The sequence below is a fragment of the Sporosarcina sp. P2 genome (assembly GCF_002743255.1).
Classification (GTDB): domain Bacteria; phylum Bacillota; class Bacilli; order Bacillales_A; family Planococcaceae; genus Sporosarcina.
Map to the genome: position 1 here is coordinate 37,065 of NZ_PDYY01000008.1, position 22,521 is coordinate 59,585.

Consider the following 22,521-nt stretch of genomic DNA (forward strand, 5'->3'; position numbering starts at 1 on the left):
TTTCACTCCTCGTTTGTAAGTATACCGGATTGCTTTTCGGGATACCACGGATTTAAGTGAATTAACACTTCGTCGACATCTTCATTTTTTGCCATGATCAAATTACGTAATCTACTCGAAATAACATGACCTTCTTGTATAGTTAAATCACCACTGACACCGATACGAATATCCACCAATACGTAATGACCATGTTCTCTTGCACGCAAGCGATCAATTCGTTTCACTTCTGGAATGGATTGAATCAATTCTTCAAAAGCGACTAATCGTTCATCGCCTACACTTTTCTCCATTAATATATCAATACTTTCCTTACCGATATCGATAGCAATTTTTAAGACAAGAATCGAGACGATAATCCCTGCAATGGGATCACCGTATGTGAGTAGCGGCAATGCGTAAGCATCTCCAACTAAAGCAAGTCCAATTCCTACCACTGCGGCAAGTGAGGCATAGACATCTGCCAAGTGATCATAGGCCGTTGCGATCAGACCTTTACTGTTCTCCGCGGTACCGATTCGAATGGTGTAGACATAGAGTATATATTTCCAAATTAGAGACACAATCGCAGTGATTAAGGCAATTTTACTCGCTTTAGCAGGATCTTCGAATAAAGCCATTATAGCTTCGAAAGCAATATAGATTGCGGCTAACCCCAAAATAATAGCGACTATGCTTGAACCAATGACTTCCGCTTTGCCGTGTCCATACGGATGATCTTCATCTGCAGGACGTTTTGAAATTTGCATAGATGTCAGTGCAGCGGCAGAAGCTACCACATCACCTGCGTTGTGGAAACCGTCTGCGAGTAAAACAGGACTTCTGAAAACAAATCCGACTACCAGTTTTAATACAGTCAAGATGATATTACTTAATAAACTAATCCAGATAGCTAAAATGGCAGAAGTAGAATGTTCGCGTATATGAATTGTCATAAAAGTTTCCCTCCTCTAAGAGTGTTTCCTACAAGCAACAAAAAAACCTCGCTTAGCTTAGGCGAGGTCATACGTAATTTTAATTGTTGGATTGGGAAAAAGTTTCTCATTGTCATCACTCATTCATTTATTGTTCAATTATTATCACATAAATATACGGTTTATGCAAGCGGACACAACATTACTCAAAGTAGAAAAAAATCGTCCACTGTGTCAAAATAAAAGAATAGATCTGATGCAAGTTGGCAATAGGGATAATCAGTATACAGAAATACGAATAAAAATACACGTTGAGAGGAATGATGAATAATGAAACTTTGGGGCGGTCGTTTTAGTAGCAAAGCAGATAAGATTATGGAGAAATTCAACAGCTCTTTGCCTGTTGATTATCGTCTATTCAGAGAAGACATCGCGGGTAGTATTGCACACGTAACGATGCAAGTACATTCAGATTTACTGTCACCCGTGGAAGGCGAATTACTTGTAAACGGCTTACAGTCGATTTTGGCGGATATCGAATCGGGCGAATTACAAATTGAAGGTAATTATGAAGATATTCATTCATTCGTTGAAATGAAGCTAACAGAGCGAGTAGGAGAGACAGGCAAGAAATTACATACAGCGCGTAGTCGAAACGATCAAGTAGCTGTCGATATGAGGCAATATGCGAGAAATCAAACTTCTGTCGTCATAGACGCGCTTCAGGGCCTAATCGATTCACTTGAGTCAAAGGGAAAAGCAAACAATGTTATTATGCCAGGCTACACACATTTGCAACGCGCACAAGTTGTCACGTTTGGACATCATTTGGGCGCTTATGCACAAATGTTCAAACGCGATAAGAAACGTGTGCAAAATGCTGCCGAGATTTTGAATGAAAATCCACTTGGCTGTGGTGCATTAGCTGGAACGACACATAATATTGATCGTCAAGTGACGACTGCATTACTAGGGTTCGATAAACCGGTTGATAACTTCCTTGACGGGGTCAGTGATCGCGACTACTTAGTAGAATTGATGTCCGATTTCTCCATCATAATGATGCATATGAGCCGTTTAAGTGAAGAACTGATTCTTTGGAGCAGCCAAGAGTTCCGTTTCATCACCATCTCAGATGCCTATTCAACAGGAAGTAGCATCATGCCACAGAAGAAAAATCCGGATGCAGCAGAACTGATCCGTGGAAAAACAGGACGTGTATATGGCTCTCTATTCGCTTTACTCACGACGTTGAAAGGATTGCCATTAACCTATAATAAAGACATGCAAGAAGACAAAGAACAATTCTTTGACGCACTTGATACAGTTCTGGATTGTTTGGAAATCATGTCTAAAATGATCGATACTCTACAGGTAAATGCAGATCAAATGAAAGCAGCGATTAAAGGTGGTTTCCTAAATGCAACAGAAGTGGCAGACTATTTAGTCGCAAAAGGTATGCCATTCCGTGATGCTCATGAAGTGGTCGGAAAAATTATTCTTTATTGTGAACAGGAAAACAAAGCGATTGAAGATCTAACAGTGGGGGAACTTAAAAAGTACAGCGATCATATCGATGAGGATATCTACGAATACATTGATTATGAAGAAATTATTTCAAAAGGTAACAAAGGATTGATGAAAGAACAGTAATTCTAGCAAGGAAGCCATTTTTTTACTAACACTAGAGAGTACTTCCTAAGTAAAACTAAACAATAATTAGCATGTAAAAAGCCTACGGAATATCCGCAGGCTTTTTATTATTCAACACGGGGCTTGCCTTGGGCAGAAGCGACTATAAATCCTACCGCGCCAAACACGATTGCAGGCAAAATCCAGCCAATACCTTGTTCATATAATGGTAGGAATTCCAAAATATATGTAACCGGTACCAGATTGACATTGAATGCACGTAACACATCGAAGAATCCAATAAGACCAGCCGCTAGTAAACCGTAATTATACACTTCATGATAGCCTTTAAATAACGGATGTAACAATCTGAAAGTTATGAGGACAATGGCTAGAGGATACACTCCAACTAGTACAGGAATGGACACTGCAAGCAACTGCGTGAGGCCGACATTCGCAAGTATCATAGAAAACGAACAAATAACAAACACGAATGCTTGATAGGAAATCCTAGGTACGACTTTGGAGAGGTATGTAGCACTAGCGGTTGTCAATCCAACAGATGTTGTTAAGCAAGCTAGTGTTACTGCAAGTCCAAGTAGGTATAATCCGTTATTACCCATCAAAGCATATGCAAGTTTTGCTAAAATATCTCCACCGTTCGTTGCACCTTCCGCTACAGAGCGGCTCGTCATCCCTAAATATGCTAATCCGGCATAAACAAAACTCAGCCCGAGTACTGCGATGGATCCTGCTTTCATCGTAATGGAAGTGATTGCTTTTCTGTCGGTAATACCTTTTGCCTTCACGGCATTAATTACGATAATAGCGAAGACGAGCGCTGCCATTGCGTCCATTGTTCCGTAACCTTCAATAAATCCTTTGTAAAAGTAATCTTCTACATAAGATCCTTGTGGCGCGCCTGCTTCACCCACTGGGTTGATCATTCCAATCACGACAATAATCGTTACGATAGCTAGCAATATTGGAGTTAAAATACTTCCGAATCGATCGACAATTTTATTCGGCTTGCAGGAAAGCCAAATCGTCACTGCAAAAAATAAAATGGAAAAGAGCGCCAATGCTAACTTAGAATACGAATCGGGCATAAATGGGGAAACCGCAATTTCAAATGAAACAGTTGCTGTACGAGGAACTCCGAAGAACGGTCCAAGTGCCAAATATATAACGAATGGAAAAAACATGGCGAATAAAGGCGACGCCCTTTTGGCCAAATCATTTAATTGATTGCCGCTCATAGTGACTGCAATTATGCCTAGATAGGGAAGACCGACTCCCGTTATTAAAAAACCAGCTAGTGTAATCCATGTTTGCGTTCCAGCTAGTTGACCGAGTAACGGTGGAAAAATCATATTTCCTGCACCGAAAAAGAGAGCAAACATCGTCAGCCCCAGTTTAAACGTATCGAATTTTGTAAATCTATTCATTTGTAATTCCTCCTGAGGTACTTTGAAAAGTGTATGTATTTCGATTATTAATGGCATTTTAATGAAAAGTGCCCATAAAAAAGGATTCTCCTAAGAGAATCCTTTATAAGATTACCCCATAATGTGGTAGCCAGCATCTACATAGATGACTTCACCTGTCACACCAGTCGATAAATTACTTAGCATCGCCACGGTCATATCCGAAACTTCTTCAGGTTTAACGTTACGTTTTAATGGCGCACGTTCCTCAATTTGACTGAGGATTGTATTAAAGGAAGGAACACCTTTTGCGGACAATGTACGAACCGCTCCGGCAGAGATCGCATTTACACGAATATCTTGTTCACCTAGCTCGGATGCTAAATAGCGTACTGAAGCTTCAAGTGCGGCTTTTGCAACACCCATTACATTATAGCCTTCAAGAACGCGTTCTGCGCCTAAATAACTCATCGTAATGATCGCTCCACCTTCTGTCATATAATGACGGGCTTCACGTGCTGTTGCCACCAATGAATAAGCACTGGAATCTTGCGCGAACGCATATCCATCACGGGTCGTTTCCACGAATGGATTATGCAAATCTTGTTGATGTGCAAATGCAATGGAGTGAACTACCCCGTGGATCACACCAACTTGTTCGCCAATCGTTTTGAAAGCCTGCTCTATACTTTCATCACTATTCACATCACATTGAACAATTTTCGTGGCTGTAAATTCGCTTTTATCCAATGCTTTTTCTAATTTATCACGAGAGCGATCTTTACGGTATGTGAAAATGACATTCGCACCAACTGAGAATAATGCTTTTGCTACTCCCCAACCAATACTACGTTCATTCGCAACACCCATAATCACAATGTTTTTACCGGATAATTTTAATAAATCTACCATAATAGCCTCCTGAAATCTTATTATTCATTTGATCATATTATACTCTCCATAATAATAACATATAGTGAGGAAGAAGTTATAGATTTTCTAAAAGAACGGAAATAGAATCGTTAAATTAACTGTTAATAAATAAAAATACAGTTGACTTTATAATTATACATACGTATACTTGTCTGTAATGAATAAAGAGGTGATGACGTTGAAGGTTGGAATCGTAGGAGCGTCTGGATACGGTGGCCTAGAGTTAATACGGTTACTACAAAACCATCCGGAAATTGAACAAATTGATTTATTCACTTCCTCAGAAGTGGGGACGGTCTTTTCCCAGAAATATCCACATCTCGTGAATATTCACGATCAATCGATGAAAGCTATAGAACCTGAACATATTAGCAAGTTAGATACGGTGTTTTTCAGTACACCAGCTGGCGTAACAACTAAGTTACTTCCACCATTGGTGGGTGCAGGTGCTAAATTAATTGACCTATCGGGAGATTTTAGACTGAAAGATCAAGCGGCTTTTGAGCAATGGTATCAAAAAGATGCACCGCCACTTGAACACTTGGAGAAAAGTGTATATGGACTTCCTGAATGGAATAAACATCATATTGCCGATGCGGAAATTATTGCGAATCCAGGGTGTTACCCGACAGCAGTTCTACTATCTTTACTTCCATTATTGAAAAATAAACTAATTGATGGGAGCCGATTAATAATCGATGCGAAAAGTGGTGTATCTGGTGCGGGGAATAAGCCAAGCCAAGCTACACATTTCAGTGAAACGAATGAAAATTTCTCTATATATAAGATTCATCAGCATCAGCATATACCAGAAATTGAGCAAGCAATGAATACATTTGCTGATCAGCCGGAACCCATTATGTTCACTACGCATCTGGTTCCCATGACAAGAGGTATCATGACGACGAGCTATGCGAAAGTAAATGGACAAGTAACGCAAGAACAGCTTATAAATTGCTTGCAAGAGACATATAAAGATAGTCCGTTTGTTCGGATTTTGACAGATGTGCAAAAGGTTAGCACAAAACAGGTATATGGCTCCAATTATTGCGATATACATGTCAAAGTAGATCCACGCACAAATCAAGCAACGATTATAGCAGTCATTGATAATGTGGTGAAAGGCGCCGCGGGACAAGCTATACAAAATATGAATATCCAATATGGTTTAAATGAAAAAACAGGAATCGATCTCATTCCATTATGGATTTAAACAAATAATTTGAACACAAGAATTGAGGGGAGCACGATTATGGAAACTATCGAAGGTATGAAGCGCATCTCGCGTAAAAATATTATCTCACCAAAAGGGTTCAAGGCAGTCGGCATTCACTGTGGGCTAAAGCATAAGAAAAATGATTTAGCACTATTAGTCAGCGAAGTGCCAGCGAGTGTTGCGGGTGTCTTCACAACGAATGTAATCCAGGCAGCTCCACTTCAAGTGACAAAGAAAGTTGTCTACGAAACTCAAAAAATGCAAGCGATTGTTATTAATTCTGGTAACGCCAATGCATGTACTGGAAAGCAAGGCATGCGAGACGCAGTGAGTATGCAACGTAAAACTGCAGATCACCTAGGTATTGACCAAAATCTTGTAGGGATTGCGTCAACAGGTGTAATAGGTGAACAAATGAATATGGCACCTTTACTATCGGGTATCGAAAAACTTCAACCGTTGGATACATTAGAAGGTTCCATTCAATTTTCCCAAGCAATTTTAACTACAGATACCGTAACGAAAAACACTGCATATGCAACGGTGATTGATGATCGTGAAGTAGTAGTTGCGGGTGTTGCAAAAGGTTCGGGAATGATTGAACCGAATATGGCGACGATGCTAGGCTTCATTACAACCGATGCCCATATCGAGTCAGAACATTTACAAACAGCATTAAAAGAAATTACGGATGTAACTTTCAACTCTATTACAGTAGACGGTGATACATCAACGAATGATATGGTACTCGTTATGGCAAACGGACTTGCGGGTAATCATTCATTAACTCCAGATCATCCCGAATGGCAATCTTTCGTCGATGCATTGCATGCCGTATCACGTGATTTGGCAAAAATGATCGCTAAAGATGGGGAAGGTGCTACCAAATTAATCGAAGCAAAAGTGACGGGTGCAGTTTCTGATGAACAAGCGCGTCAAATTGCAAAATCTGTTGTAGGTTCACCACTTGTCAAGACGGCAGTATTTGGCTGTGACGCTAACTGGGGGAGAATCATTGCGGCAGTCGGATATAGCGGTGCGACAATAGATCCTGAAGATATCAAAATCTATATCGGTGACACTGTAGTAGTAGAAGGCGGGGAACCTATTCCGTTTTCAGAAGAAGAATTGTTGATTTATCTTAAACAACACGAAGTGAAATTTGCAATAGAACTAAACCAGGGAGCTGGTCAGGGAATGGCATGGGGGTGCGATCTTACTTATGACTACGTCCAAATCAACGCAACATACCGCACGTAAACGACAGGTTATTAAACTAGGTGGCAGTATGCTAGACGAGTTAAGTGACGATTTTTTTCAGGGTGTGAAAAAATTACAGCAAGATGGTGTTCAAGTAATTATTGTTCATGGTGGAGGACCGAATATTAATCAAGAGCTTGAAAATCGTGGAGTCACTTCGACTGTAGTTAAAGGATTTCGCGTTACGTCAGCTGAAGCGATTTGTATCGTCCAGTCAATCATGATAGGTCAAGTAAATCCAGCGCTCGTACACCGCTTCAATCACGCGGGAATCAAAGCGATTGGATTAAGCGGGTTCGATGCGAACTTATTTACATGTGATGTCCTGGATTTTGAAACGTATGGTTATGTGGGAGAAATAAAAACAGTTGAAACGAAAGTCTTGGATGCGCTACTAGATGCAGAAATTATTCCTGTTATTTCTTGTATCGGTGCAACGATTTCTGGAGAACCACTAAATGTTAACGCGGATACAGTCGCGAGTCGAATTGCATTAGCTGTCGAGGCAGAAAGTTTATTATTAGTTACGGATACATCGGGAATCCGCATTCAAGATCGTCCTCAAGCAGAAGTGGGACCCCAAGCTATTTATGGCTGGATTGAAACAGAAGATATTTACGGAGGAATGATCCCGAAAGTTATGGCGGCTATCGATTGTCTAGAAGCGGGTATTCCATCTGTACAAATTGTCTGTCAAAAATTAAAAGGCACGGTCATTACCAATGAGGGGGCAATCGTGTGACGTATTTATTCAATAACTATGCAAGACGCGCGGTACATCTCGTAAAGGGGAAAGGTACTGTAGTAACAGACGATAAAGGGAAAGACTATTTAGACTTTACTAGCGGTATCGCGGTCGTCAGTTTAGGTCATGCTCATCCTGCGATTGTTAAAGCATTACAAGAACAAAGTGAAAAGCTTTGGCATATTTCCAATTTATTCGAAAGTCCAGAGCAAGAAAAACTTGCTGAATCATTGACGAGAAATACAGATCTGTCATATGCGTTATTTTGTAACAGTGGGGCCGAAGCGAATGAAGCTGCGATTAAACTCGCACGTAAACATACAGGCAAGCATCACATTTTATCGTTCAAACAGTCATTCCATGGGAGAACATTTGGCGCAATGGCGGCTACCGGTCAAGATAAAATCCAAAAAGGATTCGGTCCGATGCTAGAGAGTTTTGAAGCATTGCCATTTAATGACGTCGAGGCTTTGAAGCAAGCGACGAACGATAACGTAGCTGCCATCATGCTAGAAGTCATCCAGGCAGAAGGTGGAGTCAATTCTATTGAACCGGCTTTCGCTGAAGCGGTTATGGCCGCATGTAATGAACATAATATTCTCCTCATTATCGATGAAGTGCAGACAGGAATTGGACGCACAGGAACTCGCTATGCCTACGAGCAGACTGCACTAAAACCAGATATCGTCTCACTTGCTAAAGGTCTTGGTGGCGGTTTCCCGATTGGGGCATTGCTAGCTGGAGAAGAGCTGTTCAATACATTCGGACCTGGCACACACGGTACAACCTTTGGGGGTAATCCATTAGCGATCTCAGTTGCCCAAACAGTAGTCGATCATGTATTTGCTCCAGCATTCTTAAAGGATGTTCAAGAAAAGTCTGCATATCTGAAGCAACAACTCCAATCAGAACTACCAAATGATAAATATTCGATTCGCGGTAATGGCTTATTAGTTGGAATTCATTCAAATAATGAAATCGGTTCATACATCCAAGAAGCCGAAAAACAAAGCTTGCTCCTTGTACCTGCTGGAACGAATGTCATTCGTCTATTACCACCATTGACGGTTTCAAAAGAAGAAATCGACCAGGCAGTGGCGATATTAAAAAATATATTGGTTTAAGAAATATTTGAATTAAAGTAGTCTGTGAACTGCTATTCAGTAAACAAAAGATCTCCCTTGAAGTCTAAATGCTTCGAGAGAGATCTTTTTTGCGTGGGTGTAAGTTCAGGTCGGATGTAAACTAATTACAATTCAAACATCGATGAATAGCAACCAGTAATAACTACGTCCTTGCTGACTATACTACTCCATTACACTTATTCCTTTAAAAGTTTTTCGAAAGAAAATCATATCCATTTTTCGAATTCTTTCTATACAAAGAATTATTGCTCAGGTATAGTTAAGGCAAAACTACCTAAGAGAATGGAAGTGTCCTAGAATTGAAAAAGATAAGTGCAATAGTGCTAACGATGATGCTAGTCCTATTGGCAATCCCAACGAATTCACTTGCCACCGTCTTCCAAGATGTACGTCCTCAGCACTCAGCAGCTGAAGAAATACAATACCTAGTTGAAAATGATATTATCATAGAAAAACCGAACGCCAAATACCGTGTAAACGAACCAATCACACGTCTCGAAGCTTCAGGAATGATCCAACGCGCACTAAAAATCTCTGTAGATAATAGACCAGAAGTAAAGCTGTCAGACGTAAAGCAGTCTCACCCACATTACGCACTGATCGCCACAATGGTCGAGGAAGGTATTTTTATGGGTAACGAGAAAAATGAATTTCAACCGTATGGCAATTTGAAACGTGGACAGATGGCAGCGGTATTCGTTCGGGCATTCAACTTGACGGGTAATTCGACATATCGATTCCGTGATGTACCTACAACATACTGGGGGTTATCCGATATACAAAAATTATCTGTAAATGCCATTACGACAGGCTATTTAGATAACACTTTTAAGCCGAATCAAACATTAACACGTGGGCACTTTGCAGTATTTCTTGCACGAATTCTTGATCCAGACTTCAGAGAACAATCTGCTTGTTATAAGCCGAATAACACACCAGTGCAAACAGTGAATGTTCCTGTTACGACACTTTGGAAAGAGCCAGGAAAATCACGAACAGTTGATGCTTACGCAATAAATAAATCGCCTGATATCACGAGATGGGTTGCTACGATGAGTTTGCGTGAAAAACAATGGCTAGTAGGTAAATTAGAAACTCAAGCAATATATGGTCAAACAGTAAAAGTCCTGCAGACAAAAGGTGACTGGGTTCAAGTAGCAGTAGTGGACCAAAAGTCTCCTAAAAACGCAGCAGGTTATCCAGGATGGATGCTGAAAAATCATTTAACGACAGTATATCCTAACTATGCAACATGCGACGCAGCCATGGTGGCGACGAAATCAGCCGCACTTACGATTGATGAAAATGGCAAGCGGCCTTTTCGTTCAATTAGCTTCAACACAACATTGCCTATTGTAAACGTCATGGATAATAAACTTGCTGTTCAGACACCTGCTGACGGAGTGAAGTATATTGATAAAAGTGCAGTGAAAATAGTAAGAGCGGATGGTGTCATGCCAAAGCCAACAACACAGCAAATCATGGAAACAGCCAAGCTCTTTGACGGATTAACGTATCTATGGGCAGGAACTTCGGGATTTGGTTTGGATTGTTCTGGATTCACGTACTCTGTCTATCGGCAACATGGTATTGATATACCACGTGATGCATCCGTGCAAGCGCTGAATGGAACGTTGATACAGAAGAAAGATTTACAACCTGGCGACCTACTGTTCTTTGCCTATAATAAAGGGAAAGGAATCATTCATCATGTAGGGATGTACGCAGGGAACGGTCAAATGATCCATGCTCCAAATCCTAAACGTACTGTAGAGATCATTCCAATGACTGCGGAACCGTATAAATCAGAATATGTTTCAGCTAGAAGATATATAAAATGAGGAAAACGTACAGACAATGATGTCTGTACGTTTTTAGTGTCTCGTACTTTAATGAAAGGCATATACACGAAAAGCTAATGTAAAAATAGAATGAGTAAAGTAGTACATCCATGAGGAAGTAATATGTTACTAAACAAGTTAGAATATACTTTTTGATATCCAAACATTACGAATAATCACACTTCAAAAGAAACATTAAGACCTTTCTCATAATTTATGATATAGTAATTATATAGTATAAAAGGACCTAAAGAGGTGACGTGATTGGAAAAGCTTTTAAGAACATCTTCTGCACGTAATGCGCTTAAAAAAGTAGAACGGGTCACAAAACGCATTCAGCCATTAATAGAAAACGAACAATCATTTACTTTGAATTATCAAGTACTTCATCAATTATTGGATGAACAGCTGAAAGAAGATGAATACTTTGTCATTGTGGATGAAATGGGTCGAAGCTATATTCATACTAATCGGTTATGGGAAGGTACAGTATTTTCCGATGCCATTGGCTTGCGTGCTGCAAATACAACCAAGCCGTTACTGCAAGTGTACGATAGAAAATCCGGTGAGCGACTTATCGATGCGGCTATGCCGATCATTCAAATAGGAAACAGGCAATTCACACTGCGATTAGGCAGAATAAATCATCAAAGATATATTCTATATGGAGCGACTTTAGCTGTTGTATTGCCGGCTTTAGCCATGGGGACACTTGCGTATATATTTAATCTATCTATCCTACAGGGCGTAGCATTTGTTAGTACGTCTTTACTACTTACGGGTATTTTCACATCTGTTCTTTATAAGATGGTTATGAAAGGTGTACGGTCTTGGCGCAAAGTTACAAGGAAAATTTCATCGGGTGACCTAACAGCCGAAGTAACTGCAAAATCTAGATCTGAATTTAATCAAATTGGTTTTGAAATTAATAAAATCGTGATTGGGACAAAGAATATCGTTACGGAACTCGATCGCTCCTCTGAAATCGTGGATCAAATTAGTAAAGTGCAGGCTTCGGAAGCGGGTCGATTATCAAATGTCTTCACTTCATATGGAGAAACTATGCAAAACTTCCAAGGTGGAACAGAGCAACAACTATCTTCACTGCAATCCGCCAATGCGATGGTTCAAACGATGATGGCAGGAATTCGGGAAATGGAATTGCGCATACAGCAAACACTTTCCAAGTCCGAAAATGCGTCGATTGCTGCAACAGAAGGTAGTCAAGCAATTGAAGAAACAGAGGAAAAGATGCGGCAAATCAATGAAGCCGTTCACGTATCTTCACGAAAAATTATGCAGGTCGCTGAGGATATCAATCAAGTCATTCAAAAAGTTTCTCTTATTACGAAAATCGCTGAACAAACGAACTTATTAGCACTCAATGCCTCCATTGAAGCAGCAAGAGCCGGAGAAGCGGGGAGTGGATTCTCAGTCGTGGCAAACGAAGTTCGTAAACTAGCCGAAGAAACGAATGCATTCGCAAACGATGTTGTGCGAACGTTAGAACAAACAAATAACGAAGTGAAAATTGCGGTACAACATGTAGAATCGAATGCGGATACTATTGATGAAGGCGTAGAAATCGTCAAAGTAGCCGGACAATCGATCCATTATATGAATGACGCTGTAGTAGATACAAAAGCAGCCGTTACAAACAATAGTCTTCACGCGGAAGAATTAATCAAAGACGGTGAGCAAATCGAAAAAATTATTGAACAAATTACTAAGATCTCTGAACAATTCACAGAAAGTGTTATTCAAACTGTAGCCGGTATGGATGAACAAGTAGAGGGAATCCAGCAGTTGGCAAGTGATGCAGGCAAACTAACAGACGAAGCAACAGCGTTAAGTCGTATCGTCCACCGCTTTACTTTTTGATCTTCATTTAAAATAGTAAATTAAAACAAAGAAACACTCCGAATTATTGGAATGTATCTTTGTTTTTTTGATCGACTAAATAGTAGCTTTCTAACTTTGAATTAAACACTAGGCTGCATACTATGTTTTTTATATTGACGAGCTTCGTCTTTACGTTTCTGCTGTAAACGGAGGAATATATTATTTCCTAACAGCGCTGCAATGATAAATAGTGTGCCAATATAATCGAAAATCGTTAGCTGATATCCTTGTATATATGAAATCACTAGTGTAGTCACCGGTACAAAATTAATAAACAATAAACCATTTAATGGAGACAAAATACGTACGCCCACATTCCAACCTACTAATGCAATAATGCCTGGAAATATAATCATAAACAACATATGGGGTGTTACCACTTGTAATGTTGTCACAGTTGGGACAGAAATATAACCTGTCCATGTTACGAAGAAGACTATTATGCTAGCAGTTACTGTACCAAGTAAACAGCTTAACGTAGAATAACGCAACGCCGACCATTCACTGAAACGATTCCCACCCATTGTATAAATTACCCAGCCGATTACCGCAATGAAGATTAGTAATGAAGGTACAATGTCGTCTGTTGCCGTGAAGAATGTACGTAAGTCACCTTTTGTGATGACAAGCATTACACCAACAAATGCAGTAAACACACAAGCGAGCGTGAAGCCATGTGGTTTATGTCTACTAATCACCCATACAAGAACAATAGAAATCATCGGCATCATGGCCTCTGAAATAGACGCCACCATAGTTCCAGGTTGTCCCATTAGATCTTGTCCCCAGAAAATTAAAAGGTTATAGACAACGAATGCCATCGTGCCGAAGAACCAAAGGGATAACCCTCTCTTCTCAAAGCGGAAAGCTCGTTTACCTTCTTTAAACCATAGTATGACAACAAGTAGTAATGTTACTGAAATATAACGAATTAATGTGAAATAGAACGGGTCGATATTTTTGAATGCACTATTGGCAACTGGGAACATTGCTCCCCATGACACACTGGCTAAAAAGCACAGAAACGCTCCCCAGATAATTTTGTTTTTCAACTGGTTTAACCTCCTTGAAGTACTATATCTAGTAAACACTATATTAGACATCACGTAAAACGAATAATACTGATGACAACTATCGATTTTATTGATACCATGTATATTAGAGTTTTTAGTAGGAGGGTTCTTATGGAATTTAAAGACTTAGAGATATTTCAGATGGTCGCAGAGAAGGGGACGATCACAGCGGCTGCTAAAGAATTACGCTATGTACAGTCAAATATCACGTCCCGAATACAAAAGCTCGAATCGGAACTAAAGACCCCATTATTTAACCGACACAACCGTGGAATGATCTTGACACCTGAAGGGAAACGACTTCTCATTTACAGCGAGAAGATATTATCACTAACCAATGAAATGAGAAAAGTCGTGCAAAATGACAAAGAGCCTTCGGGAAAGCTTGAGCTAGGATCGGTAGAAACTGTCATCAAATTACCTATTATTCTATCGAGATATAATAAAAAATATAAGCAAGTCGATATTTCACTATTGACAGGTGTAACAGAAGGATTGCAGTTTAAAGTTCTAAACCATCAGCTTGATGGAGCTTTTATATCGGAAGGAACGACGCATCCCGACCTAGCTGTACACGATGTTCTTGAAGAAGAACTTGTGTTACTTTCGAGTAAACCGTTTCAATCGATAGAAGATATTAAAGATGAGCCAATTCTTTGTTTCAGAAAGGGTTGTGGTTATCGGGCGCGTTTAGAGTCATGGCTTGAAGATGAGCGGTTTAAGCCAACGAAAATGATGGAGTTCGGAACACTGGAGACGATTCTTGGAAGTGTGGCAGCAGGATTAGGTGTAACATTCGTTCCGAAATCAACTGTTTCTCATCTTCTAGATCAAGGTTTAGTCTATTGCTATCATTTGCCACCGAAATACGGTCAGATTAAAACCGTTTTTGTACGACGTGCTGATTCCTATTTAACGCCGACTATTGCTAAGTTCATAAAAGTTATTGATGAATTCAAAGAAAAAACAGATGAGCAATTTCAAAAGTCGACACAAATTTGACCTGCATAGCGTGTTACGTATGGTACGATATAGGGTAGTTATGAATATAGAATTAGGGGTGTCACTAGATGAACTATACGAATCAAACAACACCGCACGCGAATTTCAAAAAGCGGAATTACCGTCCGGCGATTATCATTATTTCAGTCATTCTTATCGGTGCGATTGGCATCTTAGCAGGTATGCCAGGTGTAGAGAATTTCACAGCATTCGATATTACGATTTTACCTTTATTGAATGCCATATTTAACAGTTTCACTTTTTTGTTTCTCGTATGTGCCTTAGTTGCGATCTTGAAGAAAAATGTCAAACTGCATGAACGCTTTATCTATGCAGCATTTGGCACAACCGCTTTATTTTTAGTGACGTATGTCGCATATCATTTTTTATCGGAGTCTACACCATTTGGCGGCAGTGGTTTCTTGGCTGGGTTCTATTACTTCATCCTGTTTTCACACATCGTGTTAGCTGCTGCAATCGTTCCGTTAGCACTAACAAGTGTAGCAAGAGCATGGAATATGGAGATCCCACGTCACCGCAAAATTGCACGTTGGACGATGCCTATTTGGTTATATGTTAGTTTCACCGGGGTACTTGTGTATATCTTGATTTCACCTTATTATTAAGTAACCAGATAAATAGCGTAGGGCATCAGTCAAAAGTGGATGAATGACTGATGCTCTTTTTTACAATAGGGTAATCTGAATAATCAAATTGATTGAAGGGACGTGCTGTAATGAAAACTCCAAAATTTATGTCAGATGAATCATTTGATGAAGTGTTTAAACAAGAATCTGATCTTATCAATGAGCAATTAAATAAAGAAATTCTACTAGCAATGGTGGGCGACGTTAATGCAGGAAAGTCATCTACACTAAATCGTCTTATGCAAAAAGATGTTGCGGAAGTGGGTGCGCAACCCGGTGAAACGAAGGAAGTTAAAAAGTTTTATTACACGGACAATATACTATTTGTTGATACACCCGGTCTTGATGATATCTATCAAGAACATTCAAATGAGACGCTGAAATTTTATAATCAAGCAGATGTGATTTTATTTTTCTTGAATGCAGCAGGTACTGTATTGTCAGATACGGAACTAAAGTCATTAAATAAGATTGCTACACTCAACAAGAAAATCATTCTCGTGCTCAATAAAATAGATGCAGCTGATGATATTCCGAGTTTAGTGAACTATGTTTTGGAGCATACTGGGTTTGCTTATCCAGTTATTCCAATCTCTTCGAAGACAGGAGAGCAAATGGAATTCCTACAAAAGGAGATCCTTCATCAATTAAAAGATGCAAATAAGGATCTATTACTCGCAGCAAACATGGCGGATAAGTCATCGATTGCCAAACGATGGATTCTCGCAGCCGGTGCATCAGCGGCTACGATTGGAGCAGTACCCATTCCAGGAGCTGACTTTATTCCATTGACGACATTGCAAGTGGGCCTCATGTTGAAGCTGTCGACATTGTATGGAAAACCGATTACAAAAGACCATGCGAAAGAGTTGATCATAGCAACGATTGTAGGAAATATCGGGAAAACAGCATTTCGACAAATTGTTAAAGTGATTCCCGGCGCAGGAATGGTCGTTGCTGCGAGTGTTGCAGGTTCTATGACAGTTGCGCTAGGATATGCAGTGAAATACATGTATGAAAATAATATGGAACTCACACCAGACACATTGAAAAAAGTATATGAACTATTTTTGAAAAAACAAAAGTAAAAAGGGGCGGGATGTATGGAGTGGTTTAACTACGCAACATTTGTGGTCGCTTTACTAGCTGGTTTGTATTCGATGGAAAGTATGAAAAGAAATAAGGAATTGGAAGATCGGGTAGAAGAGTTAGAGAAGAAAAATACAGCTGAGCTGGACAAGCATCGGTTATAGGAAGAGGATTATATGAAAAATGAATGTCCGATTTGCCTGGGGAATAATTTATGTGGTACTTCAACCGAGAGTAATGAGCATTGCTGGTGTACAAAGAAGATTTTCCCGGAAGAAGTGTTTCGGCAAATACCAGAAGAACATCTTTATAAACAGTGTATATGTGAAATGTGTTTGATCCGTATTACTAAAATAGAACAGGCAAGCAAAAGGTCTATGAACCTCTAGCTTGCCTGTTTTTTATTCGGCTTCAAACGAACGTGTGGAAAGCTCCTTCTCGTAAATGAACAATGCGTTCTTATCTTCACGGATCCGCTTCAAATACTCGATATGTCTATCGAAGGTTGCTTCTTCTTCTACTTGTTCGTCAAGGAACCAGTTCAGGAAGGAAATCGTTGCGTGCTCTTTTTCTTCCCAGGCCATATCCATGATTTGATAGAATGATTTGGTTACTTCTTTTTCTTGTACTAATGCCACTTCAAACGTGTGTACCAAGTTATCAAAAGAAGTAGCTGGTGCAGGTGTTTCTGTAATAATCGCACGGATTCCACGATCATTCAAATAAGAATAGATTTTCATTGCGTGATGCCGCTCTTCTTCTACTTGTTGTAGAAAGAAGTGCGCAAATCCGCTGTAATTTCGATATTCACAGTAAGATGCCATGGATAAGTAAGTTTGTGCCGCGGCAAATTCATTATTCATTTGTTCATTCAAAGCTTGTGCTAATTTTTCGCTAATCATGTGTATCGCCCCTTTTCTGATGGTAACGTAACTAGCGTAATGTATGTCATGTCCGCTGTTTACAGTATACCTGTAAACGACATAATTTGCATGCCAGATATTTAATTGGATACTTATTACGATCTACTGATATACTTATAAGTGAAATAAGATGAGTGTTTTTACATAATGAGAAGGAAGGTTATCACTTGAAACAGTATACGATCCCTGCATTGGATGTATCTGCAGGAGCGGAAGCGAAGGCGTATGTAGACACATTGACGAAACCTATCGGAAGTTTAGGAAAGCTTGAAGAAATCGTGGTCACATTAGCCGAGATACAAGGTCGAAAACTGCCTAGCATAAACCAACTAGGTGTACTGGTATTTGCAGCAGATCATGGAATTGTGGAAGAGGGGATTTCGGCATTTCCTCAACTAGTTACTCGTCAAATGGTACAGAATATGGCAGTAGGTGGTGCGGCAATCAATGTATTCAGCAGACAGCAGCAAGCAGAATTTTCATTGGTTGATGTGGGTGTAATAGGGGATGTATTTGCAGAACCCGTGATAGACCGGAAGATTCGACAAGGGTCGGAGAACTTTCTACATACCGAGGCAATGACTCAAGAAGAAGTAGAAAAAGCACTGGAAATCGGTTATGAAGAAGCGATTGCGCTATTTGAAAAAGGTGTTGATTTTCTAGTAGTAGGGGAAGTAGGAATCGGTAATACTACGACAAGCAGTGCTGTAGTGGCGGCTATTACAGGGCTAGATCCGGCAGAGTTGGTTGGTTACGGAACCGGAATATCATCTGATCAACATCTTCATAAAATTAAAGTAGTACGGGAGGCACTAGCTCTTCATCAGCCAAATCCTTCAGATGGCTTTGACGTGCTTCGTAAGGTGGGTGGTCTAGAATTGGCCGCGATGGTAGGTGCAATGCTCGCGGCAGCATCTAAACGCATCCCGATTATCTTAGACGGCTTTATCTCGACTGCTGCAGCTTGCGTAGCGGAGACCATAAGCAAAGGCGCAGCTGGATATATGTTGCTCGGTCATCAATCGATGGAACCAGGGCATCAAAAGGCATTTCAATACTTAGAAAAAGAACCTATTTTGTCCTTGTCCATGCGCTTAGGGGAAGGTACAGGCGCAGCAGTTGCATGTAGTATCATTCAATCCGCTGTTTTGATGGTCAATGAAATGGCTACATTTGAAAGTGCCGGTGTTTCAGGGAAAAGTTAATGAAAAAGGGAAGAGTGAGTAGCGATGCTCATTCTTCCCTATTTACTATTCAGTTATCTCAACTGTTTCAACGGATGGACCGAGTATTTCGTCGCCTTCCTCTTCATCATCAGCAGAGTGGCTAATAATGCTGGAAAGTACATGAACTCGTAAAATTATCCCTTCAATTCGGTTCGTTTCATCTACGACAACAAGTGGATATTTAGAAACTAGTACACGCGGAATAATATCTTGAACATATTCCTCTGGATTTGCTGTCAAGACATCGGTTGTCATAACTTCCTCTAACGTTTTCTTCTTTTTCACGCCTTCGATCGCACCATCTATTGTTACCAATCCAAGCAACTGTCGTTCTCGATTCGTAATGAAGACACTGGAAATACCGTGCTCCTCCATATTCTTAATCGCCACATGTAAGCCATCTTTGCCGTTCATGACACTTAGTGGTTTAGACATAATATTCATTGCTTGTAACACTTTTGAGCGATCAATTTCACGGGTGAAGTCAATGATATAATCGTTTGCGGGTGTTTCCAATAACTCTTCCGGTGTACCGATTTGCTCTACGTGACCATCTTTCATAACTGCCACACGATCACCGATACGGAATGCTTCGTTGACATCATGCGTGATAAAGATAATTGTTTTTTGAAGACGTGTCTGGATATCTAGAAGTTCCATTTGCATCTCTCTTCGTATGAGTGGGTCAAGAGCACTGAACGGCTCATCCATCAACAGAATATCCGGATCATTCGTCAAGGCGCGGGCAATACCCACACGTTGACGCATCCCACCTGATAATTCATCAGGATATTGATTTTCATACCCTTTCAGGCCAACCGTATTGATATGCTTTTGTGCGATATCGCGACGCTCGCTTTTCGATAAACCGCGAATTTCCAGACCGTATTCAATGTTCTCAATAACCGTTCTATGACTAAATAAACCAAAGTGCTGGAAGACCATTGCGACTTTCTTCTGACGGAAAAATTTTAACTGCTCTTTATTATAATTGACAATATTCTCACCATCTACATAAATCGCACCTGATGTAGGTTTGTTCAATAAATTGAAGCAACGGATAAGTGTTGATTTACCACTGCCGGATAGCCCCATAATTACGAAAGTTTCACCTTCCATGATTTCCATGTTGGCGTTATAGACACCTACTGTATGTCCAGTCTTTTCGAGGATATCGCGCTTAGAAGCTCCTTTTTCAATCATAGGAATGACTTTTTTAGGGCGAGGACCAAAGATCTTGGTGACATTTTCTACTTTAATTTTAACGGTCATGCTGATCTCCTCCCTGTACTTTGTAGGCGGTCTGCTACTCCATTGGTCAAACGGTCAATAATTATCGCTAAGAACACGATACTGATGCCTGCTTCAAATCCTAATGATATATTGATTTGATTGATCGAGAATAGTACACGTTCACCTAATCCGTGAGCACCAACCATTGAACCAACAACAGCCATTGATAAAGCCATCATCGTAGTTTGGTTGATACCTGCCATCATAGTAGGTAATGCTTGAGGTAATTGTACTTTTACTAACATTTGGTTACGAGAAGATCCGAAACATTCTGCTGACTCAATCACTTCAGAATCCACGTTTCGGATGCCGAGTTCTGTTAGACGAATAACTGGTGGTAATGCGTAAATGATGGTCGCAATAATTGCGGGAACATTCCCAAGAGGGAAGAAGAATATTACAGGTATTAAGTAGACAAATGTAGGCATTGTCTGCATAGCATCTAATAGAGGACGAATGATGACGGAAAATGTTTTGCTAAAAGCCATCAAGATGCCGACTGGAATGCCGATCGCCAGGGATAGTACAACAGATATGACAATAATAGCGACTGTTGTCATCGTATCTTCCCATAAATTGAAGGAACCAATCAAAAAGATAAAAGCGGCAAACATGATGCCGTTCAAAATGGAATTTAAATACCAACCAAGCAGGAATACCACAATCATGATAGCCCACCAAGGTGTAGCGAGTAGTGCTGTTTCAATAGTTCGGATTGTAGTGGAGGCAATCGTGAAGATAAAATCAAATAGCCAGCCAAAATTCATTGCAAGAAAATCAATAAACTTTTCGACATAATCTCCTATAGGTATTCTGATGTTAGGGAATTCATTCATAGGCAGTAAGCTAGGACGTACTAGCTTGTCCCTCTCTTTCTCTAGGTTTAGTAATAATACAAAAGAAAAGGGGTGGAGCGGAAAGCGCCCACCCCAGCAAATCCAAAAATGTATTACAGTGCTGCTTTAACTTTCTCAGCAATATCTTCGGGTACCCATGAAGTCCAGAGATCTTCATGTTCTTTCATAAACCATTTTGCGGTATCTTCTGGACTAGCTTCATTTTCACCCATATATTCTAACGCTTCTTCTGTTAGTGCACTGCTAGTTTCGTAATGGCTCAAGAACTCTACTACTTCAGGAGCTTGTGTTTTCAAATCTTTATGCACACTGACGTAGACATCATTAGGAGGAAATTCACCAGACTTATCTTTATCCCAAGCCTCTTGATCAAAAGGCTCGTCCTCTAATAGTGTTAAGTCATATGTTGCAGTCACCCAAGTAGGAGACCAGTAATAACCAACCCATGGCTCACCTTTTTTATATGCACTAGCTAAGTCAGCTACGATGGATGAGTCAGAGCCAGGAGCTAAGTACGTATACTTTTCATCTAAACCATACGTAGTTAATTTTTCATCCAAGTGTTTACTGACCAACCAGCTTGATGGTGCACCAATGATACGTCCCTTATCTTTGTTTTCAGGATCTCGGAATAATTCAGGATACTTTTCTAAGTCTTTTATTGTTTTCAAATCAGGAGCTACCGCTTCGATGTTACGCTCTGGATCGCCTTTAATTACGTATGTAGGAACATACAGGCCTTGAGAGTTATCGTCGAAGTTTGTTGAAACTGTTTCGATATCTCCGCTGTCGACTGCCTTTGTATACGCCTCACCCAAGTTATCAGACCAAACTTCTGTATAAACTTGTAGATCACCTTGTTGTAACGCTTGCAGTGTTGCAGGAGAAGTACCGTTTATTACTTCCGTATCATAGCCATAGCCTTCTTCTAAAACAATCTGTGCAATGCTGTTGTGGATTCGAATACTATCCCATCCTGCATCTGCCAGTTTAATCGTACTTATTGAATCTTTACTATCACTGTTACCGCACGCTGTTAAAAGTACTACTGTTAGAATGGATAAAAACAACATAAACTTTCTCAAAAAATCAAATCCTTTCACTTTATAATTTTTTCATCACGGAATGCTTTTTTTTTGCTTGAAGCTCTTAAAAGAAACCATAAGAAAAAATATGTAGATAGTTGAAGATATCGAGAAAAAATAATCATTTTTTCGCGATACTATTACACGAGTTTACAGGATAATTAAATTAATATCAATTTAATTATTTAGATAACTTGTAACTTTATGCAATTTTAAATAGATTATTAGATTTTTTTGTAATGAAAAAAGTAAATGTTATTAGATTGGTCGTGGTGAGTAAACTTAGGTGATAACCTATAAGGGGTATAGGC

The 22,521-nt window shown here is 39.9% G+C and carries 21 protein-coding genes; 13 read left to right on the forward strand and 8 right to left on the reverse strand.

Annotated elements, in window-relative coordinates; genetic code table 11:
- Window positions 1-2: 2 nt before the first annotated feature.
- Window positions 3-935 (reverse strand): cation diffusion facilitator family transporter, encoded by a 933-nt coding sequence (locus CSV67_RS09745; protein WP_099631397.1) that lies wholly within the window; start codon window positions 933-935, stop codon window positions 3-5.
- Between the two features lie 309 nt (window positions 936-1,244).
- Between CSV67_RS09745 and argH the strand changes: the two genes are divergently transcribed.
- Window positions 1,245-2,567, forward strand: a complete 1,323-nt coding sequence (gene argH, locus CSV67_RS09750) for an argininosuccinate lyase (RefSeq protein ID WP_099631398.1) — start codon at window positions 1,245-1,247, stop codon at window positions 2,565-2,567.
- 107 nt (window positions 2,568-2,674) lie between these two features.
- On the opposite strand, the gene brnQ is transcribed toward argH, so the two are convergent.
- The gene (gene brnQ / locus CSV67_RS09755) at window positions 2,675-3,994 is read right to left on the reverse strand and encodes a branched-chain amino acid transport system II carrier protein (protein ID WP_099631399.1); all 1,320 of its coding nucleotides are present in this window, start codon (window positions 3,992-3,994) and stop codon (window positions 2,675-2,677) included.
- A gap of 111 nt (window positions 3,995-4,105) precedes the next feature.
- Window positions 4,106-4,885, reverse strand: a complete 780-nt coding sequence (locus CSV67_RS09760; RefSeq protein ID WP_099631400.1) for an enoyl-ACP reductase FabI — start codon at window positions 4,883-4,885, stop codon at window positions 4,106-4,108.
- Between the two features lie 193 nt (window positions 4,886-5,078).
- Here CSV67_RS09760 and argC point away from each other — a divergent pair, with 193 nt between their 5' ends.
- From argC to CSV67_RS09790, 6 genes are all read left to right on the forward strand, one after another.
- Complete coding sequence (gene argC / locus CSV67_RS09765) at window positions 5,079-6,119, forward strand: N-acetyl-gamma-glutamyl-phosphate reductase (RefSeq protein WP_233189590.1); 1,041 nt, start codon at window positions 5,079-5,081, stop codon at window positions 6,117-6,119.
- A 39-nt stretch (window positions 6,120-6,158) separates the two neighbouring features.
- Window positions 6,159-7,382 carry a bifunctional ornithine acetyltransferase/N-acetylglutamate synthase gene (gene argJ, locus CSV67_RS09770; protein WP_199173164.1) on the forward strand — a complete coding sequence of 408 codons (1,224 nt, stop codon included), beginning with the start codon at window positions 6,159-6,161 and terminating at the stop codon, window positions 7,380-7,382.
- On the forward strand, window positions 7,345-8,124 hold the full coding sequence (argB, locus tag CSV67_RS09775) for an acetylglutamate kinase (RefSeq protein WP_099631402.1): 780 nt from the start codon (window positions 7,345-7,347) through the stop codon (window positions 8,122-8,124). Before argJ ends, argB begins: the two co-directional genes overlap by 38 nt.
- Window positions 8,121-9,251, forward strand: a complete 1,131-nt coding sequence (locus CSV67_RS09780) for an acetylornithine transaminase (RefSeq protein ID WP_099631403.1) — start codon at window positions 8,121-8,123, stop codon at window positions 9,249-9,251. The genes argB and CSV67_RS09780 overlap by 4 nt, the downstream gene beginning before the upstream one ends.
- A gap of 320 nt (window positions 9,252-9,571) precedes the next feature.
- Complete coding sequence (locus CSV67_RS09785; protein ID WP_099631404.1) at window positions 9,572-11,113, forward strand: NlpC/P60 family protein; 1,542 nt, start codon at window positions 9,572-9,574, stop codon at window positions 11,111-11,113.
- Window positions 11,114-11,377: 264 nt separating this feature from the next.
- A complete protein-coding gene (locus CSV67_RS09790; RefSeq protein ID WP_099631405.1) occupies window positions 11,378-12,994 on the forward strand; it encodes a methyl-accepting chemotaxis protein in 1,617 nt (538 codons plus the stop codon).
- Window positions 12,995-13,095: 101 nt separating this feature from the next.
- Here CSV67_RS09790 and CSV67_RS09795 read toward each other — a convergent pair whose 3' ends face one another.
- Window positions 13,096-14,118, reverse strand: a complete 1,023-nt coding sequence (locus CSV67_RS09795) for a DMT family transporter (protein WP_199173165.1) — start codon at window positions 14,116-14,118, stop codon at window positions 13,096-13,098.
- Window positions 14,119-14,199: 81 nt separating this feature from the next.
- Here CSV67_RS09795 and CSV67_RS09800 point away from each other — a divergent pair, with 81 nt between their 5' ends.
- The 5 genes from CSV67_RS09800 to CSV67_RS09815 all read left to right on the forward strand — a co-directional run bounded on the left by CSV67_RS09800 (window position 14,200) and on the right by CSV67_RS09815 (window position 17,215).
- The gene (locus CSV67_RS09800; RefSeq protein WP_099631407.1) at window positions 14,200-15,090 is read left to right on the forward strand and encodes a LysR family transcriptional regulator; all 891 of its coding nucleotides are present in this window, start codon (window positions 14,200-14,202) and stop codon (window positions 15,088-15,090) included.
- A gap of 68 nt (window positions 15,091-15,158) precedes the next feature.
- Complete coding sequence (locus CSV67_RS09805; protein ID WP_099631408.1) at window positions 15,159-15,716, forward strand: DUF420 domain-containing protein; 558 nt, start codon at window positions 15,159-15,161, stop codon at window positions 15,714-15,716.
- A gap of 128 nt (window positions 15,717-15,844) precedes the next feature.
- Window positions 15,845-16,825: a YcjF family protein gene (locus CSV67_RS09810; RefSeq protein ID WP_233192592.1), complete on the forward strand. Its 981-nt coding sequence runs from the start codon at window positions 15,845-15,847 to the stop codon at window positions 16,823-16,825.
- Window positions 16,826-16,840: 15 nt separating this feature from the next.
- Window positions 16,841-16,990 (forward strand): hypothetical protein, encoded by a 150-nt coding sequence (locus tag CSV67_RS16665; RefSeq protein ID WP_158231548.1) that lies wholly within the window; start codon window positions 16,841-16,843, stop codon window positions 16,988-16,990.
- Window positions 16,991-17,002: 12 nt separating this feature from the next.
- Entirely contained in the window at window positions 17,003-17,215 is a 213-nt protein-coding gene (locus CSV67_RS09815; RefSeq protein ID WP_099631410.1) for a cysteine-rich CWC family protein, read from the forward strand.
- Window positions 17,216-17,227: 12 nt separating this feature from the next.
- Here CSV67_RS09815 and CSV67_RS09820 read toward each other — a convergent pair whose 3' ends face one another.
- Window positions 17,228-17,728 (reverse strand): ferritin, encoded by a 501-nt coding sequence (locus CSV67_RS09820; RefSeq protein ID WP_099631411.1) that lies wholly within the window; start codon window positions 17,726-17,728, stop codon window positions 17,228-17,230.
- 188 nt (window positions 17,729-17,916) lie between these two features.
- Between CSV67_RS09820 and cobT the strand changes: the two genes are divergently transcribed.
- Window positions 17,917-18,954: a nicotinate-nucleotide--dimethylbenzimidazole phosphoribosyltransferase gene (gene cobT / locus CSV67_RS09825; RefSeq protein ID WP_099631412.1), complete on the forward strand. Its 1,038-nt coding sequence runs from the start codon at window positions 17,917-17,919 to the stop codon at window positions 18,952-18,954.
- A gap of 45 nt (window positions 18,955-18,999) precedes the next feature.
- Here cobT and CSV67_RS09830 read toward each other — a convergent pair whose 3' ends face one another.
- From CSV67_RS09830 to CSV67_RS09840, 3 genes are all read right to left on the reverse strand, one after another.
- Window positions 19,000-20,247, reverse strand: a complete 1,248-nt coding sequence (locus tag CSV67_RS09830; RefSeq protein WP_099631413.1) for a quaternary amine ABC transporter ATP-binding protein — start codon at window positions 20,245-20,247, stop codon at window positions 19,000-19,002.
- Entirely contained in the window at window positions 20,244-21,104 is an 861-nt protein-coding gene (locus CSV67_RS09835; RefSeq protein ID WP_099631414.1) for an ABC transporter permease, read from the reverse strand. The genes CSV67_RS09830 and CSV67_RS09835 overlap by 4 nt, the downstream gene beginning before the upstream one ends.
- A gap of 113 nt (window positions 21,105-21,217) precedes the next feature.
- Window positions 21,218-22,210: an ABC transporter substrate-binding protein gene (locus CSV67_RS09840; protein WP_099631415.1), complete on the reverse strand. Its 993-nt coding sequence runs from the start codon at window positions 22,208-22,210 to the stop codon at window positions 21,218-21,220.
- Between the last annotated feature and the right edge of the window lie 311 nt (window positions 22,211-22,521).

Excerpts from the sequence above, each read along its gene's own strand:
- CSV67_RS09805 (WP_099631408.1), top strand. The coding sequence starts at position 15,159 with ATGAACTATACGAATCAAACAACACCGCACGCGAATTTCAAAAAGCGG.
- CSV67_RS09820 (WP_099631411.1), bottom strand. The coding sequence starts at position 17,728 with ATGATTAGCGAAAAATTAGCACAAGCTTTGAATGAACAAATGAATAAT.
- CSV67_RS09760 (WP_099631400.1), bottom strand. The coding sequence starts at position 4,885 with ATGGTAGATTTATTAAAATTATCCGGTAAAAACATTGTGATTATGGGT.
- CSV67_RS09830 (WP_099631413.1), bottom strand. The coding sequence starts at position 20,247 with ATGACCGTTAAAATTAAAGTAGAAAATGTCACCAAGATCTTTGGTCCT.
- argJ (WP_199173164.1), top strand. The coding sequence starts at position 6,159 with ATGGAAACTATCGAAGGTATGAAGCGCATCTCGCGTAAAAATATTATC.
- argB (WP_099631402.1), top strand. The coding sequence starts at position 7,345 with ATGACTACGTCCAAATCAACGCAACATACCGCACGTAAACGACAGGTT.
- brnQ (WP_099631399.1), bottom strand. The coding sequence starts at position 3,994 with ATGAATAGATTTACAAAATTCGATACGTTTAAACTGGGGCTGACGATG.
- CSV67_RS16665 (WP_158231548.1), top strand. The coding sequence starts at position 16,841 with ATGGAGTGGTTTAACTACGCAACATTTGTGGTCGCTTTACTAGCTGGT.
- CSV67_RS09810 (WP_233192592.1), top strand. The coding sequence starts at position 15,845 with ATGTCAGATGAATCATTTGATGAAGTGTTTAAACAAGAATCTGATCTT.
- CSV67_RS09815 (WP_099631410.1), top strand. The coding sequence starts at position 17,003 with ATGAAAAATGAATGTCCGATTTGCCTGGGGAATAATTTATGTGGTACT.
- CSV67_RS09800 (WP_099631407.1), top strand. The coding sequence starts at position 14,200 with ATGGAATTTAAAGACTTAGAGATATTTCAGATGGTCGCAGAGAAGGGG.
- CSV67_RS09745 (WP_099631397.1), bottom strand. The coding sequence starts at position 935 with ATGACAATTCATATACGCGAACATTCTACTTCTGCCATTTTAGCTATC.
- argH (WP_099631398.1), top strand. The coding sequence starts at position 1,245 with ATGAAACTTTGGGGCGGTCGTTTTAGTAGCAAAGCAGATAAGATTATG.
- CSV67_RS09795 (WP_199173165.1), bottom strand. The coding sequence starts at position 14,118 with ATGTCTAATATAGTGTTTACTAGATATAGTACTTCAAGGAGGTTAAAC.
- CSV67_RS09835 (WP_099631414.1), bottom strand. The coding sequence starts at position 21,104 with ATGAATGAATTCCCTAACATCAGAATACCTATAGGAGATTATGTCGAA.
- argC (WP_233189590.1), top strand. The coding sequence starts at position 5,079 with ATGACGTTGAAGGTTGGAATCGTAGGAGCGTCTGGATACGGTGGCCTA.